Source organism: Lentzea atacamensis, from assembly GCF_003269295.1.
In the GTDB taxonomy this organism is placed as follows: domain Bacteria; phylum Actinomycetota; class Actinomycetes; order Mycobacteriales; family Pseudonocardiaceae; genus Lentzea; species Lentzea atacamensis.
In genome coordinates this window covers 13,548-35,791 of sequence record NZ_QLTT01000007.1, presented here as the reverse complement: position 1 = coordinate 35,791, position 22,244 = coordinate 13,548, and the positions used below count along the sequence as shown (strand labels likewise).

The following is a 22,244-nucleotide window of genomic DNA, read 5'->3' as shown; positions in this document are numbered from 1 at the left end:
GTCGGCGCTTGGTGCGCTGACGAGACCCCCACCACAGCACCTCTGGGCTCGCACGCGCACTCGGCGCCTCGAAACCCCGGAGGATGGCGATGGTCCCGCCGCAGACGTCACCGCGCGCCAAGCAGCGTCGCGGCGAGGGGCAGTGGGCGCTCGGTTACCGAGAGCCGCTGAACCCCAACGAGCGGAGCAAGAAGGACGACAACCCGCTCAACGTCCGCGCCCGCATCGAGAACATCTACGCCCACCGGGGCTTCGACGCCATCGACCCGGCTGACCTGCGCGGACGTTTCCGGTGGTACGGCCTCTACACCCAGCGCAAGCCCGGCATCGACGGCGGCCGCACGGCCACGCTCGAGCCCGAAGAGCTGGACGACGAGTACTTCATGATGCGCGTGCGCAGCGACGGCGGTGCGCTCACCACGCAGCAGCTGACCGTCCTCGGCGAGATCTCGCAGACGTATGCGCGCGACACCGCGGACATCACGGACCGGCAGAACATCCAGTACCACTGGATCCGGATCGAGGACGTTCCCACGATCTGGCAGAAGCTGGAAGCGGTCGGGCTCACCACGATGGAGGCGTGTGGCGACAGCCCGCGCGTCATCCTCGGCTCGCCGGTCGCGGGCATCGCCGAGGACGAGATCATCAACGGGCAGCCGGCGATCGACGTCATCCTCGAGCGCTACATCGGTGACCCGCGGTTCTCCAACCTGCCGCGCAAGTTCAAGACCGCCATCTCCGGTCTGCAGGACGTCGCCCACGAGATCCACGACGTCGCGTTCGTCGGCGTGAACCACCCCGAGCACGGGCCCGGCTTCGACCTCTGGGTCGGCGGCGGCCTGTCCACGAACCCCATGCTGGGCAAGCGGCTCGGCGTCTGGGTGCCGCTCGACGAGGTGCCGGACGTGTGGGAAGCCGTCATCAGCGTCTTCCGCGACTACGGCTACCGCAGGCTGCGGCACCGCGCGCGCATCAAGTTCCTCGTCGCCGACTGGGGCCCGGAGAAGTTCCGCCACGTCATGGAGGACGAGTACCTCAAGCGCAAGATGCTCGACGGCCCGGCGCCGGAAACCCTGAACCAGCAACGTGACCACATCGGCGTGCACCGGCAGAAGGACGGCCTGTTCTACGTCGGCGCGGCGCCGATCGCGGGCCGGGTCTCCGGCAGCACGCTGGTCGAGGTCGCGAAGATCGTCGAACGGGCCGGCAGCTCACGGGTCCGCCTCACGCCGCAGCAGAAGATCGTCGTGCTGGACGTCCCCGAGGGCGAGGTCAAGACGCTCCAGGCGGACCTCGCCAAGCTGGGCCTGCAGTCGGAGCCGTCGCCGTGGCGGCGCGGCGTGATGGCCTGCACCGGCATCGAGTTCTGCAAGCTCGCGATCGTCGAGACCAAGGCCCGCGCCAACGACCTCGTCAGCAAGCTCGAGGCCAACCTCGCGGACATCGTCGACGGCGTGACCGCGCCGATCACCGTGCACATCAACGGCTGCCCCAACTCCTGCGCCCGCATCCAGACCGCGGACATCGGTCTCAAGGGCCAGATCGTCACGGACGACGAGGGCAACCAGGTCGAGGGCTTCCAGGTGCACCTCGGCGGCGGCCTCGGTCTCGACGCGGGTTTCGGCCGGAAGTTGCGCGGCCACAAGGTGACCGCCGCCGAACTGCCCGAGTACGTCGAGCGGGTCGTGCGGAACTTCGTGGCACAGCGCGAAGAGGACGAGCGCTTCGCCCAGTGGGTCGCCCGCGCGGAAGAGGGTGCTCTCAAGTGAGCGAACGGGCGACGCCCTTCTACTGCCCCTACTGCGGCGACGAGGACCTCCGGCCGCAGGAGGAACCCAGCTACGCGTGGCTGTGCACCGGGTGCCGCCGCGTCTTCAAGGTCCAGTTCGTCGGGCTCAACCTGCCGCAGGAGGTGAAGAAGTGAGCGATCTGAAGGAAGACCTCAAGATCGTCGCCGAGGCCGCGGAACAGGAGCTCCGTGACGCCACGGCGATCGAAGCGCTGGAGTGGACCGCGCGGACGTTCGGCGACAACTACATCGTCGCGTCGAACATGCAGGACGCCGTGCTGATCGACCTCGCCGCCAAGGTGAAGCCGAACTTCGACGTGCTGTTCCTGCAGACGGGCTACCACTTCCCGGAGACCATCGGCGTGCGCGACGCGGTCGGCGTCGTCTACCCGGAGGTGCGGATCGTCAACGCCGAGGCCGAGCAGTCGGTGGCCGACCAGGAGGCCGAGTTCGGCCTGCTCTACCAGACGGATCCGGCCAAGTGCTGCAACCTGCGCAAGGTCGTGCCGCTGCGCCGTGAGCTCGCGAAGTACGACGCGTGGGTCACCGGTGTGCGCCGGGTGGACGCGCCCACCCGCGCGAACACGCCGATCGTGCAGTGGGACGAGCGCAACGGCCTGGTGAAGATCAACCCGATCGCGCCGTGGAGCGATGACGAGTTCAACGCCTACATCCGCGAGAAGGGGATTCTGGAGAACTTGCTGGTGCAGGAGGGATATCCCTCCATCGGCTGCCTGCCGTGCACGTCGAAGCCGTTGCCGGGGCAGGACGCCCGCAGCGGCCGGTGGGCCGGTCAGTCGAAGACGGAATGTGGGTTGCACGGATGACACTCGCGCTCGACACCTTGGGACGCCTCGAATCGGAGGCGATCCACATCTTCCGCGAGGTCGCGGGCGAGTTCGACCGGCCGGTGATCCTCTTCTCCGGCGGCAAGGACTCGACGCTCCTGCTGCACCTCGCGATCAAGGCGTTCTACCCGGCACCGGTGCCGTTCCCGCTGCTGCACGTCGACACCGGGCACAACTTCGACGAGGTCATCGAGTTCCGCGATCGCGTTGTGGCACAACACGGTCTGCGTCTCGAAGTCGCTAAGGTCCAGGACTGGATCGACGACGGCCGCCTGCAGGAGCGCCCGGACGGCACGCGCAACCCGTTGCAGACCGTGCCGTTGCTGGACACCATCACGCAGCACAAGTTCGACGCCGTGTTCGGCGGCGGCCGCAGGGACGAGGAACGCGCCCGCGCCAAGGAGCGGATCTTCAGCCTGCGCACGGCGTTCGGCCAGTGGGATCCGAAGCGCCAGCGTCCGGAGCTGTGGAACCTTTACAACGGCCGGCACCGCCCCGGCGAGCACGTCCGCGTGTTCCCGCTGTCCAACTGGACCGAGCTCGACGTGTGGAACTACATCGAGCGCGAGGGCGTGGAGCTACCGGACATCTACTACGCGCACGAGCGCGAGGTGTTCCTGCGCGACGGCATGTGGCTCGCCGAGGGCCCGTGGGGCACCGCGCGTGACGGCGAGACGTTGGTGCGCAAGACGGTTCGCTACCGCACGGTCGGCGACGGCTCCTGCACCGGTGCCGTCGAGTCCGACGCCGCCGACATCCACGCGGTGATCGCCGAGGTCGCCGCGTCACGACTGACCGAGCGCGGCGCCACGCGTGCCGACGACCGGCTGTCCGAGGCCGCCATGGAAGACCGCAAGCGGGAGGGTTACTTCTAAATGAGCGACCTGTTGAGGCTGGCTACCGCAGGCAGCGTGGACGACGGCAAGTCCACGCTCGTCGGCAGGCTGCTCTACGACACCAAGTCGGTGCTCGCGGACACGCTCGACGCCGTGCACCGCGCGAGCGCCGACCGCGGTCTCGCCACCCCGGACCTGTCGCTGCTGGTCGACGGCCTGCGGTCGGAGCGGGAGCAGGGCATCACGATCGACGTGGCGTACCGGTACTTCGCGACGCCCAAGCGATCGTTCGTGCTCGCGGACACCCCGGGCCACGTGCAGTACACCCGCAACACCGTCACCGGTGCCTCCACCGCGCAGCTCGCGGTCCTGCTCGTCGACGCGCGCAAGGGCGTCATCGAACAGACCCGCCGCCACGCCGCGGTTCTCGCGCTGCTCGGTGTGCCGCGCCTCGTGCTGGCGGTCAACAAGATCGACCTCGTGGACTACGACGAGGTGACGTTCTCCCGCATCGCCAAGGAGTTCACGGCGCACGCCACGGCTCTCGGGTACACCGAGGACGCCGTGGTCGAGATCCCGGTGTCGGCGCTGGCCGGCGACAACGTCGTGGAGAAGTCCGCGAACACGCCGTGGTACTCCGGCCCGACACTGCTGGAGCACCTGGAGACCGTGCCGGTCGAGCCCGACCCGCACGACGCGCCGTTCCGCTTCCCGGTGCAGTACGTGATCCGTCCGCGCACCGCCGAGCACCTCGACTACCGCGGGTACGCCGGTCTGGTCGCGGCGGGCACGGTCAAGCCGGGCGACGAGATCGTCGTGCTGCCGTCGGGCCGCCGCACCACCGTCACGAAGATCGACACGGCGGACGGCGAGCTGACGGAAGCCGCGGCCGGCCAGTCCGTCACGCTGCTGCTGGCCGACGACATCGACATCTCGCGCGGCGACCTGATCGCCTCCGCGGGCAATGCGCCGACCGTCACGGACGACTTCGAGGCCACCCTCTGCTGGCTCGCGGAGAAGCCGCTGCGGCCGGGTGCACGGGTTCTCGTCAAGCACGGCACGCGCACCGTGCAGGCGATGGTCACCGAACTGCGCGACCGCTTCGACGAGCAGGCACTGTCCAGTGTGGACTCGCCCGGCTCGCTGGAGCTCAACGAGATCGGCCGGGTGTCACTGCGCCTGGCCGAGCCTGTTCCGCTGGACGACTACAGCTTCAGCCGGCGCACCGGGTCCTTCCTGGTGATCGACCCCTCGGACGGCAGCACGCTCGCCGCCGGGCTGGTCGGGGCGCCGCTGCCGGAGCTGGACGCGGAGAGCTGTACCGAGGATGGCGACACCGCCGCCCAGGACAACCGCGCCCTCGTCTCCCCCGGTCCTTGAAAGGCCTTCTCGTGAATCTCAAGCCCGCGATCGCCATCGCGCTCATCGCACTGACAGCACTGTCGGGTTGCACCCGTCGAGGCACTGACGACGGACCCGTCCAGGCGAAGGGCGCCGCGAGCGAGGTGCGCCTCGGGTACTTCCCGAACGTGACCCACGCCGCCGCGCTGATCGGTGTCGAGAAGGGCTTGTTCGCCAAGGAGCTCGGCACCACCAAGCTCACGACACAGACGTTCAACGCCGGCCCGGAAGAGGTGAACGCGTTGCTGGGCGAGTCGCTCGACATCGCCTACATCGGTTCCGGACCGGCGATCAACGCCTACGCGAAGTCCAAGGGCGAGGCCGTCAAGCTCATCGCCGGTGCCACGTCCGGTGGCGCGCAGCTCGTGGTGAAGCCCGAGATCAACTCGATCGAGGACCTCAAGGGCAAGACCGTCGCCACGCCGCAGCTCGCGAACACCCAGGACGTCGCGCTGAAGAAGTACCTGGCGGAGAAGAACCTCACCGGCCAGGTGACGGTGCAGAACGTGGAGAACGCCCAGTCGCTCGACCTGTTCAAGAAGGGCGACATCCAGGCCACCTGGGCACCGCAGCCGTGGTCGGCGCGCCTGGTCGCCGAAGCGGGCGCGAAGGTGCTGCTGGACGAGAAGTCCCTGTGGGAGGGCGGGAAGTTCCCGACCACGGTGATCATCGTGCGGACGAAGTTCCTGCAGGAGCACCCGGAGACCGTCGAGGCCGTGCTCAAGGGCCACGTCGCCGCGACGGACTGGGCGGTGGCCAACTCCGCCGAGGCCAAGACCACGGTCAACGCCGCTCTGGAAAAGCTCACGTCGAAGAAGCTCGGTCAGAAGGTCCTCGACGCCGCGTGGGACAACATCGAGCTGACGACCGACGCGCAGGCCAAGCACTTCCCGCAGCTCGCGGAGGACGCGGTGACCGCGGGCGTGGCCAAGGAGGCCGCGAACGTCGCCGGGTACGCCGACTTCACGGTGCTGAACAAGGTTCTTCAGGCACAGGGCAAGCCGCAGGTGCAAGCAGCCGGACTCGACCAGAAGTAGCTCTGAGGGGACACGGATATGACCGCCACGCTCGAGACCACTGTTTTGTCTACTGTGGACACTGCCGTTGAACTGGCCGGCGTTCGCAAGGTGTTCGGCCACGGCAACTCGGCCGTGGTGGCGCTCGACGGGGTCGACCTGAAGGTCAAGCCCGGCGAGTTCGTGTGTCTCCTCGGCGCCTCGGGCTGCGGCAAGAGCACGCTGCTGAACATCGTCGCCGGCCTCGACGGCGCGACGTCGGGCTCGTTGCAGCTCAACACCTCGCGCCCGGCCGTGATGTTCCAGGAGCCCGCGCTCATGCCGTGGCTCACCGCCGCCCGCAACGTCGAACTGGCGCTGCGCTTCGCCGGCGTCGGCCGCCTGGCCCGCAAGCGTCGCGCGCTGGAGCTGCTGAAGCTGGTGCGGCTCGGCGACGTCGCCGACAAGCGCCCGCACGAGCTCTCCGGCGGCATGCGTCAGCGCGTGGCCCTGGCTCGCGCGCTGGCGTCCACCACCGTCTCCGCGGACGGCGCACCCGCCCTGCTGCTGATGGACGAGCCGTTCGCGGCGCTGGACGCCATCACGCGCGACGTGCTGCAGAGCGAACTGTTGCGCGTGTGGGAGACCACGAACACCGCGATCATCTTCGTGACGCACGACGTCCGCGAAGCAGTGCGCCTGGGCCAGCGCGTCGTGCTGCTGTCCTCGCGCCCCGGCCGCGTGGTGCGCGAGTGGGACGTCACGGACTCCTCGGACGCAGTGCTCAACGAGATCAACACCCACCTCCGAGAGGTCATCAGTGGCCACGCCTCCTGACACCCTCGACAAGGTCGGCGCCGGCCTCGACGCGCTGGACGTGCCCGTAGAGGCGCACAAGGCGCCGATGTGGCGCCGGTTCCTCAAGACGGGCGTGCCACCGATCATCGCCTTCGCCCTGCTCCTGGGCGTGTGGCAGGGGTTGTGGGCATCGGCTCTGCTGCCGGAGTTCCAGCTGCCCGCCCCGCTCACCGTGTGGAACGAGCTCGTCCGCAGCATCGGCACGGGCGAGGCGTTCAGCATCCTGTGGACCTCGTTGCACCGCGCGGTGTTCGGGTTCATCGCGGCAGTGCTGATCGCGACACCACTGGGGTTGCTGATCGCCAAGGTCCGCGTGGTGCGCGCGGCGATCGGCTCGCTGCTGACGGGCCTGCAGTCACTTCCTTCCGTGGCCTGGGTTCCGGCCGCGATCCTGTGGTTCGGCGTGACGCCTTCCACCATCTACTTCGTGGTGCTGATGGGTTCGGTGCCGTCGATCGCCAACGGCCTGGTGGCCGGCATCGACCAGATTCCGCCGCTGCTGCCCCGAGTTGGGCGCGCGTTGGGGGCCGGTCGGCTGGCTTCGGCTCGGCACATCCTGTTGCCGGCGGCTCTGCCCGGGTATCTGGCCGGGTTGAAGCAGGGCTGGGCGTTCTCGTGGCGGTCGCTGATGGCCGCGGAGATCATCGCGACGTCGCCCCAGCTGGGGACCGGCCTCGGGCAGTACCTGCACAACGGGTCGTCGTTGAACGACATCAACATGGTGATCGCGGCGATCTTCCTGATCCTGTTGGTGGGCATCGGGATCGAGCTGATGCTGTTCCGGCCGCTGGAGCGTGCCGTGCTGCGGGCTCGCGGATTGACGGGGGCGCTGTGACGTCGCTTGTCGCTGTCGCACACGGCAGTCGTGATCCGCGCTCTGCCGCGTCGATCCACGCGTTGCTGGACGTCGTGCGGTCGTTGCGCCCTGAGCTGGACGTCCGGGGTGCCTTCCTGGACCTCTGCGCGCCTCGGTTGAGCGATGTGTTGCGCGGCCCGGCTGTTGTGGTGCCGTTGTTGCTGGGTAAGGCTTTCCACGCTCGGGTCGACGTGCCGGCTGCTGTTGCCGAGGCTCGGGTTCCCGCGGTGGTTTCCGACGTGCTGGGGCCGGATCCGCGGCTGGAGTCGGCTGCGTTGAGGCGGCTGTCCGAGGCCGGGGTGTCGTTCGGGGACCGGTCGCTGGGAGTCGTACTGGCCGGCGCCGGGTCGTCGCACGAGCCGGCGAACGAGGCCGTGGCTCGCGTGGCCCGGCGGTGGGCTCGGGAGTCCGGGTGGGCCGGGGTCGAGGCGGCGTTCGCTTCGATCGCCTCGCCTGCCGTGCCTGAGGCGGTTGAGCGGTTGAAGGCGCGAGGGGCTACGCGGATCGCTGTCGCGTCCTGGTTCCTGGCTCCGGGGTTGTTGCCGGACAAGGTGGCGTCGCTGGCGGGAGATGCTGTGGTGGCGCGGCCGCTGGGGGACGACGTCGAGGTGGCTCAGCTGGTGTTGGACCGGTACGACGAGGCCTTGGCGCGCCAGACCGTCGCCGCCTAGGCCATAGGCATCTACGAGCACGTCCATCCGCCCGACGAGCGCGCGCCCGGGTCAGCGACGCTCCACTTCCGGGCGCCGCCACAAGATCGAATGCGCACGGCCGTTCGGTCGATGTGAAGTGTGAACCGTTGACGTGAAACCTACTCATGAGTAGGCAGGTGATTACGCCGCGTGCTGGAAATGCCCCTCGACCACTCATCGGGGAGAGGCCATGAAACTAGCCGGAATCGGGTCCCTGCTACTGGTACCGATGCTCATGTTCGCCACCAACGCGTCAGCCGCAGCACCACAGACGATCACCTACAAACTGCGGGCGAGCGCCGCCGGGCAGTCGTCGGACTTCACGCTCGACCAAGGTGTCGACGCGTCGGCTCCGGCGAGTGTCGCGCCCAACGGCACGGTCAAGGTCACCATCGACCCCGCGCCCAACAAGATTCCCGCCGAGGCCGGTGGGCGGCAGGTGCGTGAGATCAAGGGTCTCGCGCTGAAGCTGCCGGTGCCGGCCAACTCGAAGTTCCAGTCCGCGTCGCTGTCGGGCGGTGCCGGCTTGGGTGGCACGCCGTCGGTTGCCTTGCAGGGCAACGACGTCGTGCTGAGCGTGCCCGGCCCGATCAAGGGTGGCGCCGACTTCGAGCTGCCGACGGTCACGATCAACCTGCAGGCCGGCGGCACCGGCACCATCACCACCAAGCTGGGCGGCACCAGCTACGACACGCCCGGCCTCACCTTCACCGCCGTCGTCACGGTCATCGGGTTCCCGGTCAACGCCGCCGCGAAGGGCTATCCGGACCCCAGCCCCGTGCTGACGACGACCACGATCGGCTGACACACCTGGTGCCCCCACCCCTGCCGGGCATCAGGAAATAGCCGCGATCAGTTTGTTCATCGTGGCGAGCGTCGTGCGCAGGTCCTCCAACGGGACCTGCGCACCGACGCGGTTCGCGAACTCGTGTTGCGCCTCCCGCAACCGGGCGATAGCGGCAAAACCCTCAGCCGTGGGCCGGACGAGCTTCGCGCGTTGATGGGCGGGGTTCGGCAGGTACTCCGCCAAACCCTTGTCCACCAACAGGTCTGCGATCCGCTGCACCGACTGCCGGGCGAGGCCCATCTCCCGCGCGATGCCCGAGACCGACAACGGCTCGCGCAGCACCGCGCCCAGCACCTGCCACCAGGCCGCGGTCAGGCCGACAGGCTTCGTCATGACCTCGGCCGCGTCGAGAAACGCTCCGTACAAACGGAAAGTCCGCATCACGACGTCGGTCAGCACGTCGCCCGCCTCAGTCCTGGACACTCGCCATCAGCCTTTCGAACGCCGCCATGCTGTCCTCGCGGTACAACTCGTACCAGGCGTCGACGGTCTGCGGCCGGTAGGCCTCCAGTTCGAGCAGGATCTCGCGTGTCCACTCCATCGAGCTCGCGCCACCGGACGTGATCACGCCCTGGTCCCGCACGACCCGAGCGTCCTGGTACAGCGCCGAACCGCCGTACGTGCCGAGCTCGCCGGGGAAGTTCGACGTGTGCTTGACGTCGTCCAGCAGGCCTTCACGCGCGAGCCCGATCGTCGCGCCGCAGATCGCCGCCACCGGCTTGCCGGCCTCGCGGAACCGCCGCGCCAGCCGGCCCAGCGCCGCGTTCTCTCCCGCCTCCCACGAGTCGCTGCCGATCAGCATCAGCATCGCCGCGCCGTCGACGTCCACGTCTTCGATCACCACGTCCGGCAGCATCCGCACGCCGCCGATCGTCCGCACCGGCTCCAGCGACGCGGCCACGGTCTTGATCTCGTAACGGCCCGGCTGCTGCTGGAAGGTCTGAATGTTGATCTGAGCCGCGGCGTGGCCGTACTCCCAGTCCGAAAGACCGTCGACCAGAGCCAGGTACACCGTCTGCGTTGTCATGACAGTAGACTGTCATACATGACAGCATGCTGTCAATGGCCCTCGCAGCTAAGGTCAGCGACATGGCAGACGAGCTGGTCCACTACGAGGTGCAGCGTGGCATCGCGACGATCACGCTGGACTCCCCCCACAACCGCAACGCGCTGTCCGCACAGCTGCGCAGGGAGCTCAAGGAGCACCTGACCGCGGCGAAGCAGGACGACCAGGTGCGTGTGGTCGTGCTGACACACACGGGCTCCGTGTTCTGCTCCGGAATGGACCTCAAGGAGGCCGCCGGCGCGAGCGCGGGAGATCAGGGCGTCAACGAGTTCCCCGCGATCCTCGAGCAGCTCTGGACCAGCCCGAAACCGGTCGTCGCCGCACTCAGGGGACCGGCCCGCGCGGGCGGTGTCGGCATCGTGGCGGCCTGCGACATCGCCATCGCCGCGAACGAGGCCACGTTCGCGTTCAGCGAGGTCAGGATCGGCGTCGTGCCCGCGGTCATCTCGGTGACCGTGCTGCCGCGCCTGCTGCCACGCCAGGCCCACGAGCTGTTCCTCACCGGTGAGACGTTCGATGCCCGCCGCGCGAAGGAGATCGGCCTGCTCAACTCCGCGGTGCCGGTCGACGGCGTCGACGCCGAGGTCCGCCGCTACACCGACATGCTCGCGCTCGGCGCGCCCAACGCCCTCGCCGCCACCAAGGAGATGCTGCAGCAGGAGCGGTCGACGAACCTCGGCGAGGTCTTCGCGGACATGCTCGAGCTGTCGGCGCGGCACTTCGGCGGACCGGAGGGCCAGGAGGGCATCGCGGCGTTCAAGGAGAAGCGCAGGCCCTCCTGGGTTCCCGCCGACTAGAACCAGCCCGTGCACTCGATGACGCCCTGCGACGACCCGCAGGCGCGCATCACCTTGCCGTCGTTCTTGAACGCGTCGGTGTACTTCGCGCTACCCGAGTCGATCCGTGTGTACCCGAGGAACCCCTCGTGCTCGTTGGCCGAGGGGTCCTTGCGGTCCGTCCAGATCTCCTCACCGGGCGTGCCGTAGGAGATGCGGCCCCACGCGCACTTGGACTTGTTCGACGCGCGCAGCTCGATCACGCGACCGTTCTGCATCGTCACCGGGTTGTCGCCGTCGATCGTGTCGAACGGGGTGAAGGGCTCCTCCTGGGAGCAGTCGGGGTCACCAGCGAACGACGCGGCGGGGCAAAGCACACCAACAACTGCTACGACGCCGAGCGCACAGCTCAAACGGCGGAATTGCGTTCCCATGGAGCTGCACTGTCCACTCCAGACGGGAGAAGCGCAGCCCCTGTCACCGTTCTGTGCGAATGACGCGCAGTTTCCGGTCACCTGATTCAGCGGTCCGTTTCGCAGCGTCACGCAGCACGCCCGAAACGGAAGAGTCCAAATCGACCGGCACGACCAGCACGTACTCGCCCGCGGGCAGCCACGACAGGTCGGTCAGGCTGTCGTACAACGCGTCCAGGTTCTGCCCGAACCAGGATGGAAAGTCCAACGCCTCGGCAATGGCCGAGATCGCCGCGGACTTCTCCGAAACGAGAATGTGCCGTTTCATTTCGTCACGTCCACGACGACGAACGACGAATAGTGGTCGGCGGTGTAGAAGACTTCCTTTCCCGCACCGGTCACGAGCCGGCGTGCACCGCGGTCGGGACTGCCCGGCGTTGGCACCGTGTACTCCTTGTAGTACCCGGACTTCTGCTGCGGCAGCCGCTTCTCCCAGTTCTCGAACGTCACGCCGTCGTTGCGCGGGTACGGGAACGGGCCCTTCGACTCGACCAGCTTCCAGGTCGCGGAGGCCTCGGCCGGCAGCTTCGACAGCGGCTCGATGTCGAGGCCCGAGTTGGCGCCGGGCACCTTCTCGGCCTGCGCGGCACTCGTGACGACCGGCTTCGAGACGCCGGGAGGCGGCCCGGACGTGTTGTCCTTGACGAACCACCCGATCACGACCAGAGCGACGAGCCCGACCAGTGCGACGGTCAGGCGACGACCAGGACTCACGCGGCGACCTTCTCCGACTCGGGCTCCGGCTCGGGCTCCGGGGCCAGGTCGGAACCCGACGCCGGGTTCTTCGCGCCCCAGTCCGCGACGCGGTCGATCAACCGCGCCACGCCCAGGCAGAGCGGCAACACCACGATCATCACGACGGGGAACTGCACGGCGACGGGCAGCTGCACGACCCACAGCTCGACCCCGCCCCACCACTGCACCAGCCAGTCCACCCGCCCCACCCTAGTCTCGTGACCGGTGTCACGGCATTTGACCAGGTGCACGGTAGGTATGTTGCGAACCATGTTCGCCGTTTACGCAGCAGAACCCAGTCCCGAGAACCCGCTGGCCTCGCTTCGAGTCGGCGAGCGCCCAGAGCCCGAGGTCCCCGCCGGGTGGGTGCGCGTCGCGGTCAAGGCGGCCAGCCTCAACATGCACGACCTGTGGACGTTGCGCGGCGTCGGCATCAAGCCGGAGCAGTTCCCGATGATCCTGGGCTGCGACGGCGCCGGCACCCTCGACGACGGCACCGAGGTGGTGCTGCACTCGGTCATCGGCGACCCGAACTGGTCGGGCGAGGAGACGCTCGACCCGAAGCGCACGCTGCTGACCGAGAAGCACCAGGGCACGTTCGCCGACTACGTCACCGTTCCCGCCCGCAACGCGCTGCCCAAGCCGGTGGACCTGTCGTTCGCCGAGGCCGCCTGCATGGGCACGGCCTGGCTGACCGCCTACCGGATGCTGTTCGTGAAGTCGGGCCTGCGCCCCGGCCAGACGATGCTCGTGCAGGGCGCGTCGGGTGGCGTGTCGACCGCGCTCATCCAGCTCGGCCGTGCCGCCGGCTTCCGCGTCTGGGTCACCGGCCGCACCGAGGAGAAGCGCGCGCTGGCGGCGTCCCTCGGCGCCCACCAGACCTTCGAGTCCGGCGCGCGCCTGCCCGAACGGGTCGACGCGGTGTTCGAGACCGTCGGCAAGGCCACCTGGTCGCACTCGATGAAGGCGCTCAAGCCCGGCGGCATCGTCGTGATCTCCGGCGCCACGTCCGGTGACGCGACGGCGGCCGAGCTGCAGCGGTTGTTCTTCCTGCAGCTGCGCGTGGTCGGCTCGACCATGGGCACGCGCGAGGAGCTGGGCGATCTCATCCAGTTCTGCGCGCTCAACGGCCTCAAGCCGCAGATCGGTGCGGAGCTCAAGTTCGAGGACGCCGAGCAGGGCCTCAGGTCGATGCTGGAAGGCGAGACCGCCGGGAAGATCGTCTTCACGCGCGAGTAGGTAAACAGCTCGATCGGCCAAAAATGGATCCCTTGATTGGTGGGTTCGGACAAACCGCGTGACAGTTGACGCGCATAGGTTCGCCCGGACCCACCTTCATCAAGGGAGCTGAAGCATGAGTACCGCGCAGGGCGTCTTCAGGCGCAAGCCCATCGACCAGATCGCGGAGGACAAGGGCGACGGGCTCACCAGAACGCTGGGCCTGTGGCAGCTGACCGCGATCGGCATCGGCGGCATCATCGGCGCGGGCATCTTCTCGCTCGCGGGAGCCGTCGCGAACAAGACCGCCGGCCCGGCCGTGCTGATCTCGTTCCTCGTGGCCGGTGTCGCGAGCGCCGCGGCGGCGTTCTCCTACGCGGAGTTCGCCGGCCTGATCCCCAAGGCGGGCAGTGCCTACACCTACGGCTACGCGGTCCTGGGCGAGATCGTCGGCTGGTTCATCGGCTGGGACCTGCTGCTGGAGTACACCGCGATCGTGGCGGTGGTCGCGATCGGCATCTCGGGCTACTTCACGGAACTGCTGAGTCTGCTCAACATCCAGCTGCCCCAATGGATGCTGGGCGCACCGGGTACCGAGGGCGCCGACGTCGCCGCGGGCACGTACAAGGTGAACCTGTTCGCGGTCGTGCTGTGCCTGCTGATCGCGTACGTGCTGAACATGGGCATGAAGAACGCGGCTCGGTTCGAGACCACCCTGGTGTACCTGAAGATCGCCGTGGTGCTGCTGGTGATCGTGGTCGGTGTCTTCCACATCAACACCGACAACTACAACCCGTTCTTCCCGTTTGGACTGACGGGCGCTTTCACCGGTGCCGCAACGGTCTTCTTCGCGGTGTTCGGCTACGACGCCATGAGCACAGCCGCCGAGGAGTCGAAGGACTCGCAGCGGCACATGCCCAAGGCGATCATCTACTCGCTGGCGATCTCGATGGTCCTCTACGTGCTGGCGTGCCTCGTGCTGACCGGCATGGTCAACTACAAGGACGTCGACTCGGAAAGCGCGTTCGCCACGGCGTTCGCGGACATCGGCTTCCACTGGCTGGGCATCATCATCAGCGTCGGCGCGATCCTCGGCATCACGACCGTGCTCTTCACGTTCCTCCTTGGCGCGGCCCGCGTCGGCTTCTCGATGAGCCGCGACGGCCTTCTGCCCCGATGGTTCGCGAAGACGCACCCGGTGAAGCACGTCCCGTCGCGCATCACCTGGGTGCTGGGCGTGGCCTCCGCGGTCATCGCCGGTTTCCTGCCGATCGCGGAGGCCGCCGAGCTCACCAACATCGGCATCCTGCTGGCGTTCGTCGTCGTCTGCATCGCCGTGATCGTGTTGCGCTACAAGCAGCCCGACCTGCCGCGCACGTTCAGGACGCCGGGCATGCCGGTGGTCCCGATCATCGGCGTGGTGTTCTCGATCTGGCTGATCACGTTCCTTACGCCGGAGACCTGGCTGCGGTTCGCGGTCTGGTTCCTGATCGGCCTCGTCATCTACTTCGCCTACTCGAAGCGCAACTCCGTCATGCAGAAGCAGCAGTCCAAGCGGTAACCAGATCACCGAGGACGGGGAGCGGCACCGCGCCGCTCCCCACCACCAGGTCGTGGAACGCCTTCACGTCGAACCGATCGCCCAGCTTCTCCTCGGCCTCCGCGCGCAACCGCTGGATCTCCAGGCGCCCCACCATGTACGCCAGTGCCTGGCCGGGCATCTCGATGTACCTGTCGATCTCGGCGTTGATCTCGGGCTCAGGCATCACCGTGTTCTCGCGCAGGTAGTCGACAGCCTGCTGCCGAGTCCACCCGAACGCGTGCAGGCCCGTGTCGACCACCAGCCGCCCGGCGCGCATCGCGTCGAGGCCCAGCATCCCGAGGCGTTGCTCGTCCGACGAGTAGAGGCCCATCTCGTCTGCGAGCCGTTCGGTGTAGAGGCCCCAGCCTTCGAGGTAGGCCACGATGAACGCGAACCTGCGGATGTTGTGCATGTCGGTCTCGGCCGCGATCGACAGCTGGTAGTGGTGGCCGGGCACCGCCTCGTGGAACGCCGTCGCCTCGGACAGGGTCCGGCTGCGCTGGGTGGCGCCCAGAGGGTTGAGCCAGTACGTGCCGGGCCTGCTGCCGTCCAGCGGGGCGGGCAGGTAGAACGCGATGCCCGCGGTTTCGCGTTCCGCCTCGTCGACGGCGCGCACCTGGCAGCCCACCTTCGGCATGCGGCCGAACCACTTCGGCGCCTCAGCCTCGGAGCGTGCGATCGCCTCCACGGCGCTGGCGATCATCTCGTCTTCGTTGTTCCACAACAGTTCTGTGCGCAGCCTGTGAAAGATCTCAGGCACGTCGCTCGTGCCCCACAGCCGTGAACCGATCTCCGCGTACTCCTCGCGCAACGAGGCGACCAGGTCGAGACCCAGCCGGTGCAACTCGTCCGGGGTGTGCGAGGTGGTCGTGTTGTCACGGACCAGCTTGAGGTAGTTCTGCTCGCCGTCCGGCAGCCAGCACAGTCCCGGCCTGTCGTCGCCGCGGCCGTCCTCGATCGAGGTCAGCACGTCGCGGAACCCGGCGATGGCCGAGCGGATCTCCGTCGAGAAGTCCCCTTCCCACTCCTGCGCGGGTGCGGCCAGGAACCTCTCCAGGCGCGTCGTGGCGGCCTGGAGGTGACGGCGCAGCGGCCTGCGGTCGGAGTTCTTGACCCGTTCGCCCGCCTGCTGGATGTAGCGGGCGAACTTGTCGAGCCGCTGCGACATGTCGAGCTGCGACGCGAGCATGAGCAGGCCGTTGACCGGTGCGCTCAACCCGGTCGCCACGGTGTGCTCGATCAGCCTGGCGTCGATGCGGGTCACGATCGACTCGCCCTGGTGCCGGATGACGGCGAGCGTGACGGGATCCTCGTCGCTCGTGCCGGCCCTGCGCAGGATGTCGGCGATCCGCGCCCGCAGCGCCTGCTCGCCCTCCACGCTCAGGTCTTCCAGCTTGTCGTCCCACCCCGGCAGGCCGTACATCGTGGAGGCCAGCGGCGACCAGTCCATGGACGCCTGGAACATCTCATCCGCGAGCGACATCAGGCCCTCCCAGACCACGTGGTGACAAGATCGCTCAGGGTGGACAGCGGCACCACGCCGTTCTCCAGCACCAGGTCGTGGAACGCCTTGATGTCGAACCGATCACCCATCGCTGCCTCGGCCTCACCGCGCAACCGCTGGATCTCCAGGCGCCCCACCATGTACGCGAGCGCCTGGCCCGGCGTCTCGATGTACCTGTCGACCTCGGAGTTGATCTCCGTGTGGTCCATCGTGGTGTTGTCGCGCAGGTAGTCGACGGCTTTCTGCCTGGACCACCCGAACGCGTGCAGGCCCGTGTCGACGACGAGCCGCCCGGCGCGCATCGCGTCGAGGCCGAGCATGCCGAGACGCTGCTCGTCGGACGAGTACAGGCCCATCTCGTCGGCCAGCCGCTCGGTGTAGAGGCCCCAGCCCTCCAGATAGGAGTCGATGAACGCGAACTTGCGCACGTTGCTCAGCTCGGTCTCGGCGGCGATCGAGAGCTGGAAGTGGTGGCCGGGAATCGCCTCGTGAAACGCCGTGACCTCGGACACCGTGCGGCTGCGTTCAGTGGCGCGCAACGGGTTCGCGAAGTACGTGCCGGGACGGGAGCCGTCCAGCGCGGCGTCCTCGTAGTACGCGAACGGAGCGCTCTCGCGGTCCATCTCCGGCACGAACCGGACCTCGCAACGCGCCTTCGGCAGCCGCCCGAACCAGTTGGGCGCCTCGGCCTCGGCCCGCGCGACGGCCTCCACCGCACTCGCGAGCATGTCGTCCTCGTTGTCCCACAACAGCTCCGTGCGCAACCGGCGGAAGATCTCCGGTACGTCGGTCGTGCCCCAGACGCGTGAGCCGATCTCGGCGTACTCCTCGCGCAACGCCGCGATCAGGTCGAGCCCGAGCTGGTGCAGCTCGGCCGGGGTGTACGAGGCGGTCGTGTAGTCGCGGACCAGCTTGCGGTAGTTCTCCTCGCCCTCCGGCAGCCAGCAGATGCCCGCGTGCTCGTCGTCGCGCCCGTCCAGTGAGAGCAGGAACTCGCGGTACCGGGCGAACGCCGGACGCAGGTCCGCGTCGCCCTCCCACTCCTGAACCGGCCCGGTGAGGAAGCGTTCGACGTGGGCCGACCCGCTCTCCACCAACCGGCGCAACGGCCTGCGGTCGGTGTTGCGCAGCCGCTCCGTGGCCTGGTCGAGGAAGCGGGGCACGAGGTGCCGCCGCTGCGAGAAGTCGACGTGGGACGCCCTCCTGAGCAGTACCGCGACCGGCGCGTTCAACCCGCGGGACACGGTGTGCTCGACCAGCCTGGCGTCGATCTTGGTGATGATCGAGGTCGCCTGGTGCCTGATCACGTCCTTTGCGACCTGACTCTCGTCGCTGGAGTCGACGCGGCGGAGGATGTCCGCCAGCCTGGCGCGCAGGGCCTGGTGGCCGTCGACGCTGAGGTCTTCGAGCCGGTCGTCCCAGCCGGGCACGCCCACGAGCGTCGCGAACATCGGCGACCAGTCCATCATCGCCTGGAAGGTCTCATCGGAGAGCGAGGTCACGCCCTCCTTCTTAGCTGCGCTTGAAGCGCTCCGCCAAGGAATTGACCACTTCGATGAGCTCCGCGTGGAGCCTTCGCACGATGTCGGCCGCCGGTTCGGCCGTCGCGAGCGGGTAGGTGGTGCCGGCCCACAGCGACATGACCTCAAGCTCACCGGTAGCGCGCACCGGCTTCGTGAGGTGGTGCACGTTCGGGTACGCGGCGGGCGCGTGCGGGGTGTGCTCGATCAGGAACCGGTTCACGAGCCCTCGCGCCGGACGTCCGCTGAACGCCCGCGTGAGCGCCGTCCGGCGGGCCCCTTCCGCGAGTGCTTCCCGGTGCGCCGCAGAGGTTCCCGCCTCCGGGCAGCCGAGGAACGCGGTGCCGAGCTGCGCCGCGACCGCCCCCGCCGCCAGCACCGCGGCGACGTCGGCGCCGTTCATGAGCCCACCGGTCGCGATCACCGGAAGATCGACGGCGTTGCGGACGAGCGTCAACGCGGCCAGCGTCCCGTACAGCTCGCCACCGCCGGGCGAGATGCCGTCGTCGGTGAACGTGCCGCGGTGCGCTCCGGCGTCCGCGCCCTGCACGCACAGGACGTCCGCGCCGATCTGCTGAGCCTGCCGGGCCTCGCTGGGCGTGGTGACCGTGACGACGATCGTGGTGCCGGTCGCCTTGAGCCGCTGCACGTCGTCCACGTCGGGCAGCCCGAACGTGAACGACACCACCGGAACCCGCAGCGCCAGCACCAGTTCGAGCTTGGCCCCGTAGTTGTCGTCGTCCCAGCGCGGATCGCCGGGCACCGCGCCGACCTTCTTCGCGCAGGCCTTGACACGATCCACGTAGGACGAGATGTCGGCGGTCGGCCGGGTGCCGGGCACGAAGAGGTTGACCCCGAACGGCTTGCTCGTGAGCTGGCTCGTCTGGCCGATCCTGTCCGCGAGCTGCTCGACGGTGAGGTAACCGGCCGCGAGGAACCCGAACCCGCCGGCTTCGCTCACCGCGGCGACCAGCTCGGGGGTGGAGGCGCCGCCCGCCATCGGCGCGGCGATCACGGGCACGGCGAGCGTGTGGAACATGAGCACAACCTAGTTGGACCGGGCGATGGATGCCCGGTAAAGCCCCTGTGTCCTTGATGACGCAAGGAAACAGGGGCTTCACCCGCGGTTACGACGGACGGGCCATCATCTAGGGCAGGGAGTCCAGATGAGGGGCGACCGTGTTGGCGAACTGCCAGTTGTTCGACGCGTCCCAGTTGATCGACCAGGTCATGGCGCCGCGGATCGACGGCCAGGTCGTGCTCGGCTTGAACGTCCCGCAGCTGGTGCCGCGGGCGAGACAGCTGAGCGCGTTGTTGACGTTGGTCGGCGACTGGTAACCGCCACCGGCTCCGGACGGCGACGCGGGCAGGCCGAGACCGACCTGGTCGGGACGCAGGCCGTTCTGCAGCTGGATGCACGCGAGCGCGGTCAGGAAGTTCACCGTGCCCTGGCCGTAGACCTGCTGGTCGCAGCCGAGCATCGTGCCGGAGTTGTAGTACTGCATGTTGACGATCGTCAGGATGTCCTTGATCGACAACGCCAGCTTGAAGTACTCGGCACTGGTGTTCTGCATGTCGATCGTCTGCGGTGCCATCGTGATCACGGTGCCGCCACCGGCGTGGATGCTGCGCAGCGCCTGCGCCATGTAGGTGGCGTTGACGCCGTTCTCCAGGTCGATGTCGACGCCGTTGAACCCGTAGGTGGAGATCAGGCTCTTGACGCTGTTGGCGAAGTTGGTCGCCGCGGCGGAGTTGTCGACGCGGATCGTGCCGAGTTCACCGCCGACCGAGATGATCACCTTCTGCCCACGCCCCTGCAGGGTCTTGATGTCGGCGCGGAACTGCGCGTCGGTGTAGCCGCCGAGCTGGCTGCTGAGGCCGGAGTCGAGGTTGAACGCGACCGCACCGGGCGTCGACGTCGCGTCGGCGAACGCCACCGCAACGATGTCGTAGGTGGTGGGGACGTCAGCCAGCCTCAGAGCGCGCGCACCGTTGTAGAAGTTCTGCCAGTAGCCCGTCAGAACGTGCTTGGGCAGACCGGTGTTCGGCGGGTTGCTGGTCGTCGTGGTGGTGGTAGTGGTCGTGGTGGTCGTCGTCGTGCTCGTGGTCGTCGGCGGCGTGCCGGGACCGTCGAGGCTGACGTCATCGGCGTAATAGGCGGGCTGGCCGTACCAACCGTGCACATAGATCGTCACGCTGGTCGCCGCTCCACTGTTGAAGTCGACGGTGAGCTGCTGGAAACCGCTGGTGCCCGGCGTCCAGGTTTGCGCGCCACCGTTCACGCCGAGGTAGACGTAACTGCCCTGCACCCACGCGCTCAGCTTGTAGGCCGTGTTCGGTTGCACCGTCACGGTTTGCTGGCACTTCGCGTTGCTCTGCCCGGCCGGCGCCCCTTGGAGCGCGTAACTGCCGGTGCGCTTCGTGCTCGTGCTGACGCTCGTGCCCTCGGTACAGGTCCAGCCACTCAGGTTGCCGGCCTCGAAGCCGCTGTTGGCCGCGAGGTTCGCGGCTGCGGCGTTGCCGTTGATCACCAACACCAGACCGGCGCAGGCAAGCAGCGCGGACAGCAGCGCTATGGCTGCTCGTCTGGTCTTGGACATGGTCCACCTCCACACATCATGCGGCGGCCATGCTGTGAGTTGGACTAAAAATGGACTAGACCACTGCACCGGGTCAAGCCTTGATTTAGCTTGATGCGCGTGTTCACCCTCGAAGACGCGATCACGATCGCCACCGCCGCCCACGACGGCCAGGTCGACAAGTCGGGCCGGCCCTACATCGGACATCCGTTGCGCGTGATGGCATCCGTATCGGGCGAACACGCGCAGATGGCCGCCGTTCTGCACGACGTCATCGAGGACACCCCGGTGACCGCTTCGGAGTTGTTGTCCCGCGGATGCCCTGCTGCCGTGGTCGACGCCGTCGTGGCGTTGTCGCACCTGCCGGACGAGCCCCAGGCCGACTATCTGCGCCGGGTGGCCGCGAACCCGTTGGCGGTGACCGTGAAGCGGGCGGACATCGCCGACAACCTCTCCCCCGCGCGGATGGCCCGTCTGGACGCCGCTGTGCAGGAGCGCCTGCAGGCCAAGTACGCGACCGCGCTGAGGTTGCTCGACGAGTTCGTGAGTTAACTAACCTTCTTCATCGGTACAGGTAAGCTGAGCAGGGTGTATTATCGAATCGTAACCAAGATTGGAAGGACACGATGACCCGCCACGACCTGTCCGTGAAGTCCCTGCGCTCGAGCCTGGCCTCCCGCCGTGACGCTCGACTGAAGCGCCGGAGCCTGGAGCGGCAGTTGGCCAGCTACACCTCCGACAGCGACCGCCTCGAGCTGGACGCCATCATCTCCCGCCACAGCGCCGAGGAGACGAGCGAGCTCCGTTCGATCATCAACCGTCAGGCCATGGACCGGCTGATCCGTTCCGCCTGACAGGGAACATGAGTGGGCCACCCCGGCAGCGTTGCCGCGGGTGGCCTTTGCGTTTCTAGTACAACCGCTTGAGCGTGAGGACGTTGTCCAAGCGCGTCTCCTCCTGACCGTCCGGCCCCACCAGCGGCCGCCCCACCACCTCGTCGGTGATGACGATCCAGTTGTCCGCCAGCTTCAGGTGGTCCAGCACGTCCTTGGTCGTCGGGAAGTAGTAGTCCTGGTGCTCCGACCACGACGGCGCCCCGGCGTGCCCGCCGATGATCAGGTGCCCGCCCGGCGCCACCGCCTCCGAAGCCCGCTTCAGGATGCTGTTGCGCTCCCCGTCCTCCTCCACCGGTGAGTGCAGGAACTGAGCGCTGACCAGGTCGTACTCGCCGGCCGGGAACGTCTCCTTGAGGTCGTGCCGTTCCACGGCGATCTCGACGCCCTCGTCGTAGGCGTGCTTCAACGCCCGGTCCAGCGCCACCTGCGACACGTCCACGCCGAGCACCCGCCAGCCCCTCTTGGCCAGCCACACGGCGTCACCGCCCTCAGCGCACCCGATGTCGAGCGCGCTGCCGGGCGTGAGGCGCTCGGCTTCCCGCACCAGCAACGGATTCGGCTTGCCGGACCACACCTGGTCCCGCTCCGAGTAGAAGGTCTCCCAGAACTCCTGTGCAGTCGTCATGACACCCAAGATGCTCGCGACCGTGCCGGAACGGCAACCTACGTTGCCAAAGCAGCAACGACGGCCGCGATGGCCGGCGGGTCGCCGTAGGTCCCGCGTAGATCTGCCGCCGGAATCCGGGAATCTCGGTCGCACACACGTCCGGCCG

Annotated in this window: 26 protein-coding genes; 15 read left to right on the top strand and 11 right to left on the bottom strand. The window is 68.1% G+C overall.

What is annotated here, in order from left to right; translation table 11 throughout:
- The first annotated feature begins 89 nt into the window (after positions 1 to 89).
- The 10 genes from C8D87_RS28895 (at position 90) to C8D87_RS28850 (ending at position 9,080) form a co-directional block, all read left to right on the top strand.
- Positions 90 to 1,769, top strand: coding sequence for a nitrite/sulfite reductase (locus C8D87_RS28895; RefSeq protein ID WP_325049726.1), 1,680 nt, complete (start codon positions 90 to 92; stop codon positions 1,767 to 1,769).
- Positions 1,766 to 1,924: an Insertion element protein gene (locus C8D87_RS28890; protein ID WP_112229091.1), complete on the top strand. Its 159-nt coding sequence runs from the start codon at positions 1,766 to 1,768 to the stop codon at positions 1,922 to 1,924. The genes C8D87_RS28895 and C8D87_RS28890 overlap by 4 nt, the downstream gene beginning before the upstream one ends.
- Entirely contained in the window at positions 1,921 to 2,616 is a 696-nt protein-coding gene (locus C8D87_RS28885; RefSeq protein WP_109641092.1) for a phosphoadenylyl-sulfate reductase, read from the top strand. Before C8D87_RS28890 ends, C8D87_RS28885 begins: the two co-directional genes overlap by 4 nt.
- Positions 2,613 to 3,512, top strand: coding sequence for a sulfate adenylyltransferase subunit CysD (gene cysD, locus C8D87_RS28880; protein WP_211337685.1), 900 nt, complete (start codon positions 2,613 to 2,615; stop codon positions 3,510 to 3,512). Before C8D87_RS28885 ends, cysD begins: the two co-directional genes overlap by 4 nt.
- Complete coding sequence (locus C8D87_RS28875) at positions 3,513 to 4,853, top strand: sulfate adenylyltransferase subunit 1 (RefSeq protein ID WP_109641090.1); 1,341 nt, start codon at positions 3,513 to 3,515, stop codon at positions 4,851 to 4,853.
- A gap of 11 nt (positions 4,854 to 4,864) precedes the next feature.
- Positions 4,865 to 5,911 carry an ABC transporter substrate-binding protein gene (locus C8D87_RS28870; RefSeq protein WP_109641089.1) on the top strand — a complete coding sequence of 349 codons (1,047 nt, stop codon included), beginning with the start codon at positions 4,865 to 4,867 and terminating at the stop codon, positions 5,909 to 5,911.
- Positions 5,912 to 5,929: 18 nt separating this feature from the next.
- The gene (locus tag C8D87_RS28865) at positions 5,930 to 6,706 is read left to right on the top strand and encodes an ABC transporter ATP-binding protein (RefSeq protein WP_112229090.1); all 777 of its coding nucleotides are present in this window, start codon (positions 5,930 to 5,932) and stop codon (positions 6,704 to 6,706) included.
- Positions 6,690 to 7,562 (top strand): ABC transporter permease, encoded by an 873-nt coding sequence (locus C8D87_RS28860; RefSeq protein WP_109641087.1) that lies wholly within the window; start codon positions 6,690 to 6,692, stop codon positions 7,560 to 7,562. The genes C8D87_RS28865 and C8D87_RS28860 overlap by 17 nt, the downstream gene beginning before the upstream one ends.
- On the top strand, positions 7,559 to 8,254 hold the full coding sequence (locus C8D87_RS28855; RefSeq protein ID WP_112229089.1) for a sirohydrochlorin chelatase: 696 nt from the start codon (positions 7,559 to 7,561) through the stop codon (positions 8,252 to 8,254). Before C8D87_RS28860 ends, C8D87_RS28855 begins: the two co-directional genes overlap by 4 nt.
- A gap of 211 nt (positions 8,255 to 8,465) precedes the next feature.
- Positions 8,466 to 9,080, top strand: a complete 615-nt coding sequence (locus C8D87_RS28850) for a cyclase (protein ID WP_109642935.1) — start codon at positions 8,466 to 8,468, stop codon at positions 9,078 to 9,080.
- A gap of 30 nt (positions 9,081 to 9,110) precedes the next feature.
- Here C8D87_RS28850 and C8D87_RS28845 read toward each other — a convergent pair whose 3' ends face one another.
- Together C8D87_RS28845 and C8D87_RS28840 are read right to left on the bottom strand one after the other, a co-directional pair.
- Positions 9,111 to 9,545, bottom strand: coding sequence for a MarR family winged helix-turn-helix transcriptional regulator (locus tag C8D87_RS28845; RefSeq protein WP_233440303.1), 435 nt, complete (start codon positions 9,543 to 9,545; stop codon positions 9,111 to 9,113).
- Positions 9,532 to 10,149, bottom strand: coding sequence for a DJ-1/PfpI family protein (locus C8D87_RS28840; protein ID WP_112229088.1), 618 nt, complete (start codon positions 10,147 to 10,149; stop codon positions 9,532 to 9,534). Before C8D87_RS28840 ends, C8D87_RS28845 begins: the two co-directional genes overlap by 14 nt.
- A gap of 62 nt (positions 10,150 to 10,211) precedes the next feature.
- Here C8D87_RS28840 and C8D87_RS28835 point away from each other — a divergent pair, with 62 nt between their 5' ends.
- On the top strand, positions 10,212 to 10,985 hold the full coding sequence (locus C8D87_RS28835) for an enoyl-CoA hydratase family protein (protein ID WP_109642930.1): 774 nt from the start codon (positions 10,212 to 10,214) through the stop codon (positions 10,983 to 10,985).
- On the opposite strand, the gene C8D87_RS28830 is transcribed toward C8D87_RS28835, so the two are convergent.
- Genes C8D87_RS28830 through C8D87_RS28815 form a run of 4 tightly spaced genes read right to left on the bottom strand, consistent with a single transcriptional unit; the run spans position 10,982 to position 12,372 of the window.
- Positions 10,982 to 11,398 carry a hypothetical protein gene (locus tag C8D87_RS28830; protein WP_146231936.1) on the bottom strand — a complete coding sequence of 139 codons (417 nt, stop codon included), beginning with the start codon at positions 11,396 to 11,398 and terminating at the stop codon, positions 10,982 to 10,984. The two genes, C8D87_RS28835 and C8D87_RS28830, sit on opposite strands and share 4 nt — an antisense overlap.
- 43 nt (positions 11,399 to 11,441) lie before the next feature.
- The gene (locus tag C8D87_RS49260; protein WP_109642926.1) at positions 11,442 to 11,705 is read right to left on the bottom strand and encodes a barstar family protein; all 264 of its coding nucleotides are present in this window, start codon (positions 11,703 to 11,705) and stop codon (positions 11,442 to 11,444) included.
- Positions 11,702 to 12,151: a guanyl-specific ribonuclease gene (locus C8D87_RS28820; protein ID WP_112229087.1), complete on the bottom strand. Its 450-nt coding sequence runs from the start codon at positions 12,149 to 12,151 to the stop codon at positions 11,702 to 11,704. The genes C8D87_RS49260 and C8D87_RS28820 overlap by 4 nt, the downstream gene beginning before the upstream one ends.
- Positions 12,148 to 12,372 carry a hypothetical protein gene (locus C8D87_RS28815; RefSeq protein WP_112229086.1) on the bottom strand — a complete coding sequence of 75 codons (225 nt, stop codon included), beginning with the start codon at positions 12,370 to 12,372 and terminating at the stop codon, positions 12,148 to 12,150. Before C8D87_RS28815 ends, C8D87_RS28820 begins: the two co-directional genes overlap by 4 nt.
- Positions 12,373 to 12,442: 70 nt before the next feature.
- Here C8D87_RS28815 and C8D87_RS28810 point away from each other — a divergent pair, with 70 nt between their 5' ends.
- Both C8D87_RS28810 and C8D87_RS28805 read left to right on the top strand, forming a co-directional pair.
- On the top strand, positions 12,443 to 13,411 hold the full coding sequence (locus C8D87_RS28810; protein ID WP_109642918.1) for a zinc-binding dehydrogenase: 969 nt from the start codon (positions 12,443 to 12,445) through the stop codon (positions 13,409 to 13,411).
- A gap of 115 nt (positions 13,412 to 13,526) precedes the next feature.
- Positions 13,527 to 14,951, top strand: coding sequence for an amino acid permease (locus C8D87_RS28805; protein WP_112229085.1), 1,425 nt, complete (start codon positions 13,527 to 13,529; stop codon positions 14,949 to 14,951).
- Here C8D87_RS28805 and C8D87_RS28800 read toward each other — a convergent pair.
- The 4 genes from C8D87_RS28800 to C8D87_RS28785 all read right to left on the bottom strand — a co-directional run bounded on the left by C8D87_RS28800 (position 14,923) and on the right by C8D87_RS28785 (position 20,596).
- Positions 14,923 to 16,455 (bottom strand): DUF885 domain-containing protein, encoded by a 1,533-nt coding sequence (locus C8D87_RS28800; protein ID WP_112229321.1) that lies wholly within the window; start codon positions 16,453 to 16,455, stop codon positions 14,923 to 14,925. The genes C8D87_RS28805 and C8D87_RS28800 overlap by 29 nt on opposite strands.
- Positions 16,455 to 17,978: a DUF885 domain-containing protein gene (locus C8D87_RS28795; RefSeq protein WP_325049725.1), complete on the bottom strand. Its 1,524-nt coding sequence runs from the start codon at positions 17,976 to 17,978 to the stop codon at positions 16,455 to 16,457. Before C8D87_RS28795 ends, C8D87_RS28800 begins: the two co-directional genes overlap by 1 nt.
- Positions 17,979 to 17,988: 10 nt before the next feature.
- The gene (locus tag C8D87_RS28790; protein ID WP_109642914.1) at positions 17,989 to 19,035 is read right to left on the bottom strand and encodes a nitronate monooxygenase; all 1,047 of its coding nucleotides are present in this window, start codon (positions 19,033 to 19,035) and stop codon (positions 17,989 to 17,991) included.
- 109 nt (positions 19,036 to 19,144) lie between these two features.
- Positions 19,145 to 20,596 (bottom strand): chitinase, encoded by a 1,452-nt coding sequence (locus C8D87_RS28785; RefSeq protein WP_112229084.1) that lies wholly within the window; start codon positions 20,594 to 20,596, stop codon positions 19,145 to 19,147.
- A gap of 99 nt (positions 20,597 to 20,695) precedes the next feature.
- Here C8D87_RS28785 and C8D87_RS28780 point away from each other — a divergent pair, with 99 nt between their 5' ends.
- Together C8D87_RS28780 and C8D87_RS28775 are read left to right on the top strand one after the other, a co-directional pair.
- Positions 20,696 to 21,127: an HD domain-containing protein gene (locus C8D87_RS28780; protein ID WP_233440302.1), complete on the top strand. Its 432-nt coding sequence runs from the start codon at positions 20,696 to 20,698 to the stop codon at positions 21,125 to 21,127.
- A gap of 74 nt (positions 21,128 to 21,201) precedes the next feature.
- Positions 21,202 to 21,429 (top strand): hypothetical protein, encoded by a 228-nt coding sequence (locus C8D87_RS28775; RefSeq protein ID WP_109642908.1) that lies wholly within the window; start codon positions 21,202 to 21,204, stop codon positions 21,427 to 21,429.
- Between the two features lie 55 nt (positions 21,430 to 21,484).
- On the opposite strand, the gene C8D87_RS28770 is transcribed toward C8D87_RS28775, so the two are convergent.
- Positions 21,485 to 22,096, bottom strand: coding sequence for a class I SAM-dependent methyltransferase (locus C8D87_RS28770; protein ID WP_109642905.1), 612 nt, complete (start codon positions 22,094 to 22,096; stop codon positions 21,485 to 21,487).
- Between the last annotated feature and the right edge of the window lie 148 nt (positions 22,097 to 22,244).